The sequence below is a fragment of the Streptomyces sp. NPDC026575 genome, assembly GCF_055567415.1.
Genome location: NZ_JBVHQM010000014.1, coordinates 46,119 through 54,521, shown reverse-complemented (window position 1 = coordinate 54,521; position 8,403 = coordinate 46,119). Strand labels below are relative to the sequence as shown.

Sequence of the window (8,403 nt, the reverse complement as noted above, 5' to 3'; positions counted from 1 at the left end):
CACCACCGTTGGCGCAGTCGTTGCCGAACGTCGGGTTCAGCACCCCGACCACATCGACGGAGTTGCCACAGACGTTCACCGGCGCATCGACCGGCGCCTGGACATTGTTCCCGGACCCGACACCAGGCGAGTCGGACGCCTTACCAGTGGCACTCCCCCCGCCATGACCGTGACCGTGACCCTGGTGGTGACCGTGCCCGCCACCACCGTTGGCGCAGTGGTTGCCGAACGTCGGGTTCAGCACCCCGACGACATCGACGGTGTTGCCGCAGACGTTCACCGGTACGTCGACCGGCGCCTGGACGTTGTTGCCGGAGGCGATGCCGGGCGAGTTGGCCGCGCTTCCGTCGGCACCCGCGTCCGCGTGCGCATAGCCGGCGGCCGCGGCGAGTACGCCGCTGGCCGCCGCCATGGTGATCAGGCCCTTTCGTGCGACCTGTCTCATATGTTCGTTCCCCTGCCTTGTGCCTTACAGGAATGGATGCGAGCAGCGATATCCATGGAGAGTTCCAGGAAAGGTCCACCCGCACTCCGAAATACCCAGAGGCTCCGGAACGCATGGCATGCATTCCGGAGCCGAGCCGAATCGGGCGCCTTCGGGTACAGGTACGACGCCAAAGCGACTCAGACGGTCAGTTGTTGACGCACGTGTTGCCGAAGGTGGGGTTCAGCAGCCCGACCACGGAGATCGTGTTGCCGCAGGCGTTCACCGGAACGTGCACCGGGACCTGGACGTTGTTGCCCGAAACGACGCCGGGCGAGTTCACGGCGGCACCCTGGGCACCCGAGTGAGCAGAGGCCAGGCCCGCACCGGCGAGCACCAGGCCGCCGGCGGCCGCCGCAGCAGCGACGATCTTCTTGATCATTGTTCCTCCTTGTAGGCAAGGCGACCCCAGCCGCGGATCGCATCCACCACAACGAGGAAAAGGCCGTTGAAGCTACGAACACATCTAGTCATTCACTCTTTTCAGCTAAGCCGACTCGAACAACACATAATCCGTGCCGTGTTCAGCCTCAACTCTGGTCGATGAAACGATCCAGCACCCGCACCCCGAACTTCAGTCCGTCCACCGGAACGCGCTCGTCGACCCCGTGGAACATTCCGGCGAAGTCCAGCTCCGGCGGCAGCTTCAGCGGAGCGAACCCGAATCCGCGAATCCCCAGTCGGTCGAACGACTTGGCGTCCGTACCGGCCGAGAGCATGTAGGGCACGGCCCGCGCGATCGGGTCCTCGGCCTGCAGCGCCGACTGCATCGCGTCCACCAGCGCGCCGTCGAACGTGGTCTCCAGCGCCTTGTCCGCGTGCACGTCCTCGCGCTTGACCCGCGGCCCCAGGATCCGGTCCAGGTCGGCCAGGAACTCCTCCTCGTAACCGGGCAGGAAGCGCCCGTCGACATGCGCCGTGGCCTGCCCGGGAATCACATTGACCTTGTATCCGGCGCCCAGCTGCGTCGGGTTCGCGGTGTTCCTGAGCGAGGCGCCGATCAGCTTGGCGATACCGCCGAGCTTGGCCAGGGTGTCGTCCATGTTCTCGGGGTCGAGTTCGGTGCCCAGCGCGTCCCCGAGCTGGTCGAGGAAGGCCCGCAGCGTCTTGGTCACCCGGACCGGGAACTCATGGCGGCCCAACCGCCCGACGGCCTCGGACAGTTCGGTGATCGCGTTGTCCTTGTGGATCATCGAACCGTGGCCGGCCGACCCGTCCACGGTCAGCTTCATCCAGTGCATGCCCTTCTGGGCCGTCTCGATGAGGTAGAGCCGCAGCTGCTCGTTGACCTGGAAGGAGAAGCCGCCGACCTCGCTGATCGCCTCCGTCACGCCCTCGAAGAGGTGCGGGTGGTTGTCGACGAGGTAGCGCGCGCCGTACGTGCCGCCCGCCTCCTCGTCGGCGAGGAACGCCAGCACGATGTCCCGCGGCGGCTTGCGTCCGCTGCGCAGCCGGTCGCGGACGACGGCCAGCGTCATGGCGTCCATGTCCTTCATGTCGACCGCGCCGCGTCCCCAGACGCAGCCGTCCGCGATCTCCCCCGAGAACGGGTGGTGGGTCCAGTCGTCGGCGTTGGCCGGCACCACGTCCGTGTGCCCGTGGATCATCAGCGCGGGCCGCGAGCGGTCCTCGCCCTCGATCCGGGCGACGGTCGAGGCACGGCCCTTGTGGGACTCGAAGATCTGCGGTTCCAGGCCGACCTCGGCGAGCTTCTCCGCCACGTACTCGGCGGCGGCCCGCTCACCGGGACCCGAGTGGTCTCCGTAATTGCTGGTGTCGATCCTGATCAGATCCCGACACAGGTCGACCACCTCGTCCTCGGCGGTGACCGTACGGGCCGGCTGCGTCTCGCTCATGCCTGAACCTCGCTTCGCCCGGGCCCGGATGCACGAAGCGCGCACCCCTCCATGATTCGCTTGCAGAGCTCACTCACACTGCCTCCTCTTGGTCACGGTCCCGCCGCGCGCTCCGAGCGGGGCGCCGGGCGGCGGGGGGTCCTCGGCCATCCTCCACCCGCCGCCCGCTTCGCCCAAGGCGGTAATACGCCCGACATGCGCTGGTCACAGGCCCGGACCCGGCCAACTGCGCAGGTGATCGACCACCCCGGAAGGTTTGCTATTGTTTTCCACGTCGGAACGGCCCAGGCCGAAACGGCAGACACCTTGTCCGGGTGGCGGAATGGCAGACGCGCTAGCTTGAGGTGCTAGTGCCCTTTATCGGGCGTGGGGGTTCAAGTCCCCCCTCGGACACTCTTGAAGATCAGCGCCCGCCCCGGCTCCGGCCAGGCGGGCGTTGGTCGTTTTCGCATGCGGTGCGCCGTGACAGGCGAACCATCCGAGCCGAGGTGCCTCCACCCATGAGACGCAGATCTCCCCTTCCCCCCGCCCCGCTCCCCCAGCGCGACGGCATCGATCCCGTGCGGGTGCGGCTGCCCGCCGATCCGGACGGGGCGTGGCGCACCGTCGGGGATCACCTCGTGGCGCGCTTCCAGGGGGCGATCGGGGCCGGCCGGGTGGCTCAGATGCTCGGGGCGGGGCGGTTCGTCGGGGTGGACGGGGTGCTGAGCGGGGACGAGCCGTATCTGGCCGGGCGGTATGTGTGGTTCCACCGGGACTTCGCGCCGGAGGTGCCGGTGCCGTTCGCGGTGGGGATCGTCCATCGGGACGAGCGGATCGTGATCGCCGACAAGCCGCACTTCCTGGCCACGACCCCGCGCGGGCGGCATGTCACCGACACCGCGCTGGCGCGGCTGCGGCGCGATCTCGGGCTGCCCGCGTTGCAGCCCGCGCACCGGCTCGACCGGCTCACGGCGGGCCTGGCGCTGTTCGTCGTACGGCCCGAGGACCGGGGCGCGTACCAGGGACTGTTCAGCGCGCGGCGGGTGCGCAAGGAGTACCAGGCGGTGGCGCCGTACGACGGGGGCGTGGCACTGCCGGCGGAGGTGCGCAGCCGGATCGTCAAGGAGCGCGGGGTGCCGGCCGCCAGGGAGGTGGCCGGCGAGGTCAACGCGGTCAGCCGCATCGAGCTGGTCGAGCGGCGGGGCGGGCTCGGGCGCTACCGGCTGCTGCCGGAGACCGGGCGCACCCATCAGCTGCGGGTGCACATGAACCGCCTCGGGCTGCCGATCCTCAACGATCCGCTCTATCCGGGCACCCCGGACCGGCCCGCCGGGGCCGGGGACGCGGAGGCGGAGGACTTCGGCGCGCCGCTGCAACTGCTGGCGAGGGCGCTGGAGTTCAGGGATCCGGTGGACGGCCGGGAGCGGCGGTTCGAAAGCGCCCTGCGGCTGGCGGTGTGGGACGCGCGGCCGTTGGCCTGATCGTGAGACCGGGGTGACGAACGCCACTTATGCTGACCGCTGAGGCCCGGGCTCAGGGGCGCGGAACGGCAGCGGGGGCGGCGGTGCGGGTACGGATCGGGGTGGACCACGGCGGGGTCGCGGACGGCCGGGGCGAGGACGCCGGAGAGGCGGTGCGCTCGCTGTACGCCTGGCTGAGCGGCGATCCCGAGGTGGCCGGCGCGGCCGGTCTGTCGCTGGTGCGGCGCGCCGAGGAGCCGGGGCGGATGGGGCCGGTGCCGGAGGCCGTCCAGGCGGTGTTCGACAGCGTGGTGCAGCTGGCGTCGCTGGTGGTGGCGGTGGCCGGCTGGCGCAGTACGCGGCGGCGGGGCGACCGGGTGCACATCGAGCGGGCAGGGGTCAGGGTGACCGTCGACGGTGGGGACCCCGAGGCCGTCGCGCGGGTCCTGCGGGCGCTCGGCGAGGGCGCGGACCCCCGGAGCGGGGACGACGAGGGGCCCGGGGCACCGGTGGACCCGACTCCGCAGCGGGACTAGCGTGCCGGAGTCGCAGCTGTCCGATCCGTCGCGTTCGCGCGCCGTGCTGATCGGTACGGACACCTATACGCATCCGAAGCTGGGCGACCTCCCGGCGGTGCGCAACAACCTGGAGCGGTTGGGCGAGTTGCTCCGCGACACCGATGCGTGGGGGCTGGCGCCGGAGCGGTGCGAGGTGCTGGCGCAACCGTCCCGGGACATGCTGAACACGCTGTACGACGCGGCCGCCGAGGCCACGGACACCGTGCTGCTGTACTACGCCGGCCACGGTCTGGTGCACCCGCAGTCCGGGGAGCTGTATCTGGCGCTGCCGGACTCGGATCCGGACCGGCCGCACACGGCGGTGCGCTACGAGGATCTGCGGTCGATCCTGCTCTCCCCGGGCGGCGGGCGCCCCTCGGCCCGGCGCAAGGTGGTCGTCCTGGACTGCTGCTGGAGCGGGCTGGCGCTGGGCGGGATGAGCGCCGGCGACCTCGCGCCCGCGGCCGCCGTGCACGGCGCCTATGTACTGACCGCGACCGCGGCGACGCGCCAGGCGCTGGCCGTACCGGGAGAGACCTACACCGCCTTCTCCGGTGAGCTGATCGACGTCATCGGTTCCGGGGTGGCGAACGGGCCGGCGCTGCTGAGCATGACGGCGCTCTACGAGGCGGTGGCGCGGGCGCTCACCGCGAAGGGGCGGCCGCTGCCCCGGCAGACCCACAGCGATCACGCCGGGCGGATCTGCCTGTTCCGCAACCGCGGCGGGCACGCACACCGCGAGGGCACGGCGGACGGGGCGGTGCGCACCGCGGTCGCGGACCGGCCCGGCCGCGCCGCCGCCCCGCCGGCGCCGGAGCGGGTGCGGCCGCCCGAGGAACGGCCGAGCGGCGGGCCGCGGCCCTTCGAGCGGTGGCCGTCGCTGCCGGAGCTGGTACCCGTGCCGCCGGACGCGCCCGTGGTACGGCTGGGGCGGTACCCCGTCACCCATGCGCAGTTCCGGGAGTTCCTGTGCGATCCGGCGAACGCGCACTGGCGTCCGCAGGAGGCGCGGGCGGCAGGGAGGTACGTCGACGACGGCTATCTGCGGGGCTGGTGCGGTCCGGAGTTCCCGGTGGGGCGCGGTGGACATCCGGTCGTCGGGGTGAGCGCCGACGCCGCCCGGGCGTACGCGGACTGGGCGGGGCGGCGGCTCGGGACGGCGCTGCGGCTGCCGACGGCACGGGAGTGGGAGCTGGCGGCGCGGGCCGGTCGGGACGGGGAGTGGTGGCGCGAGGAGATCGTCGCGGGTCGGGTCAACTTCCGTGGGACCTTGGGGGAGTTGGCCGCAGTCGGGGAATTCCCGCCGAATCCGTACACCATCGGCGACCTGCTCGGTAACGTCTGGGATATCTGCGTGGACGACGCGGGCTCACCGGTATTGCGCGGCGGCGCCTACGACACTCCCGTCACACGTCTGCGGGAGCGGCTCTCGCCACGGTCACCGGCCGAGTGCCGGGGGAACACCGGATTCCGTTGTGCCGGTGCGGTGTGACGACGAGGCGTGACGAGGAGGGGGTCCGATGCGGGGGGACGGCGTCGAGGAGGTGCTGGGGCGCCTGCCGCACACCTGGACGGCCGACGAGGCCGAGCAGGTCAAGCAGCGGTTCCGGGAGAGCCGGCCGGCGGTGCCGAAGCGCCTGGTGAGCAGGGTGTGGCAGTACTGGCTCCAGCAGTGCCCGGACGAGCCGCTGTTCGGCGACACCGAGGACGATCTGGCGCTGGTGCTGCATGCGCGGGCGTTGGGGCTGCGGGTTCCCGGAGGGGAGATCGGGGCCGACGACGGTGCGGTGGCGCAGTGCGTCCGGCGGGCCCGGGAGTCCGCCGACTGCGGGCCGTTGTTCCCCGCGCCGCCGCCCTGGGGGCCGAAGGCGGCGCTGGCGCCCCAGGTGCGGGCGGCGCTCGCGTCGTCGCTGCTACGGGCGTGGGTGGCGGGGGACGAACAGGGTCCGGTCGAGGTGCTGGTGGTCGGCCGGGGCGTTCCGGAGATCCGCCAGCAGGTGGTGCAGGCGGCGCTGACCACCTGTCTGCGGGTCAACGGCCTGAGCGACCCGGAGAGCGGGGACTTCGTCGGGGACCATCTCGGCGTCGGGCTGATCCGGGTGACGGCCGGGCTGTCCGGCACCCAGCCCTCGCTCGACCTGCCGTCGGTCTTCCGCGCGCGGTCGGTGACGGTGGCGGACGGCTCGTCCTCGACGGCCCGTGGTGCGCTGCGCGACTTCGTCGGCCTGCTGCGGTCGCTGGCGCACGAGACGAGCCTGGTGGAGGTCGCCGATATCGCGTACGGGGAGCTGGTGGCGTACGCGCAGGGGATGCGGGCGCTCGCCGACCGGGCGGCGGCCGAGACCGACCGGGCCCTGCTGCGCTCCCCCCGGGAGGCGGGCGCCCCGGGCGCCACGAACCTGGTGTCCCTCCAGCCGTATCTGCGCACGGCGAGGGGGCACGGTGCCACCGTGGGGGTGGAGTTCAGCCCGGACCTGTTCACCACGGACGCCTATCTCGGCGTCGAGCAGGCCCATCAGCGGGTGCTGTCCCAGCGGCTGACCATGGACGCGCGGCTGCGACTGGACCAGCTGGAGGCCGAGATCAAGCAGCTGACGGCCGATCTGGAGGCGTTCGACGGGGCGACGCCGGAGGAGCGGCGGGCGCTGTGGCCGGTGACGGTGCTGCTGGTGGAGCGGTTCGACGAGCCGACCGGCCGGACGATCCGGCTGACCGAGCCCGAGGAGCGGGAGACCGAGCAGTACTACCAGGTCAATGTGCCGCAGCTGATCACGATGCGGGAGAAGTGGGCCCGGCGGATGGCCGAGCTGGTCGAGCAGCTGGAGACGGCGGTGCACCGTCCCAACGCACCGGCCCGCCAGGTGGCCGCCGGGCGGTTCCTCGACGCCGCCCTGCGGGACGTGGCGCCCGATGAGAGCGCCGCCACCGAACGGGCCTTCCTCGCCTGGCGCAAGGACGTCGCGCCGCTGCTGTGGTTCGAGTGGCGCTGCGCGCTGCGGGCGCAGGGCGTCGCGCCGTCGGATGTGTTCACCCCGCACACGGTGCTGATCAGCCGCTATCTGCCGCCGGCCGGCGAGGACCCGGCGCTGCTGTTCGTCCATCCGTACACGCTGGTGGACACCGCCCGCTCCGCGGTGCTCGCCGACGCCGGGCGCGCCGTGGTGGTGGTGCGCGACGCCACCGACCACGCCGAGCCCGCGCCGTCCGACGCCGCCGGCCCCACCGCGCAGACCCTCTGGGACGAGCTGGCCCGGCTGGCCGAGAAGCCGCACGCCGAGGAGGAGTTCGGCCGCCGCTTCATCGAGGCGCTGCGCGCGCAGCCGTACGGTGTGGCCCGCCGGATGGTGGAGGCGCTGCAACCGGCCGGGCCGGGCTCGGCCGAGGCGGACGAGATCGAGACGGCGCTGCGGGCCGCCGAGCGGCACACCTCGATCAGCGAGGGGATGGACCGGGCGCTGCTGGCGATGCGCACCGAGGCATTCCTCACCGCCCGCGAGTGCCTGGACGACCTCCGCGGCGAACCGCGCTGGCAGGCGCGGGCCTGGTTGCTGCGGGCGATCGTGGAGTGCCGCGCCGCCCGGCTGGAGGCCCGGGAGATCCCGGAGCTGCTCGGCCATCAGATGCCCGGTCTGCCCGAAACGGCGCAACAGGCCCTGGACGAGGCGGGCACCGCCGACCGGGAGTTCACCGAGGTCTGGCTGGACGCGCTGCCGGAGGCCGGTCTGGACAAGGGCATCCGGCGGCTGTTCCAGGGGGTGCCGCGGGCGCGGGCCAGTTGCAAGGGGGATCCGCTGAACAAGGTGAGCGCCGAGCGGGAGTACGGGGTGTGGCTCTTCCGGCGGGCGGTGGAGAACGCCCGGCTGGCCCGGCAGCTGGACGAGGCCGGGGAGGAGCTCGCCGAGCACCAGGAGGCCGTGGACGCGGCGCTGGCCAAGCTGGGCCGGGCGCTGGAGGAGATTCTTGTGGGGCCGTACGTCGGGGGCTCGCGCGGTGCGGCCGAGGAGCTGTTCGAGGTCCTCTCCGGGCAGGAACCGCCGCGCTACGGCCAGGTCGCGGGGAGGTGA

The 8,403-nt window shown here is 72.4% G+C and carries 7 protein-coding genes and 1 tRNA gene; 5 read left to right on the top strand and 3 right to left on the bottom strand.

All coding sequences use genetic code 11. The features are described 5' to 3' along the window. The 3 genes from ACZ4NB_RS20510 to ACZ4NB_RS20500 form a co-directional block, all read right to left on the bottom strand. Positions 1–445: chaplin (locus tag ACZ4NB_RS20510; RefSeq protein WP_467663433.1), on the bottom strand; the 445-nt coding region annotated here is incomplete at its 3' end. Between the two features lie 187 nt (positions 446–632). Further along, complete coding sequence (locus ACZ4NB_RS20505; RefSeq protein WP_467663431.1) at positions 633–866, bottom strand: chaplin; 234 nt, start codon at positions 864–866, stop codon at positions 633–635. Between the two features lie 148 nt (positions 867–1,014). After that, positions 1,015–2,340: a M20/M25/M40 family metallo-hydrolase gene (locus ACZ4NB_RS20500; RefSeq protein WP_467663429.1), complete on the bottom strand. Its 1,326-nt coding sequence runs from the start codon at positions 2,338–2,340 to the stop codon at positions 1,015–1,017. 308 nt (positions 2,341–2,648) lie between these two features. Between ACZ4NB_RS20500 and ACZ4NB_RS20495 the strand changes: the two genes are divergently transcribed. From ACZ4NB_RS20495 to ACZ4NB_RS20475, 5 genes are all read left to right on the top strand, one after another. Continuing rightward, positions 2,649–2,733, top strand: a tRNA-Leu gene (locus tag ACZ4NB_RS20495). Positions 2,734–2,840: 107 nt separating this feature from the next. Then, positions 2,841–3,803, top strand: coding sequence for a pseudouridine synthase (locus ACZ4NB_RS20490; protein WP_467663427.1), 963 nt, complete (start codon positions 2,841–2,843; stop codon positions 3,801–3,803). A gap of 29 nt (positions 3,804–3,832) precedes the next feature. Continuing rightward, positions 3,833–4,318, top strand: coding sequence for an effector-associated constant component EACC1 (locus tag ACZ4NB_RS20485; RefSeq protein ID WP_467663425.1), 486 nt, complete (start codon positions 3,833–3,835; stop codon positions 4,316–4,318). A 1-nt stretch (position 4,319) separates the two neighbouring features. Continuing rightward, positions 4,320–5,831: a caspase, EACC1-associated type gene (locus tag ACZ4NB_RS20480; protein WP_467663423.1), complete on the top strand. Its 1,512-nt coding sequence runs from the start codon at positions 4,320–4,322 to the stop codon at positions 5,829–5,831. A gap of 28 nt (positions 5,832–5,859) precedes the next feature. Further along, positions 5,860–8,403, top strand: a complete 2,544-nt coding sequence (locus ACZ4NB_RS20475) for a hypothetical protein (protein WP_467663421.1) — start codon at positions 5,860–5,862, stop codon at positions 8,401–8,403.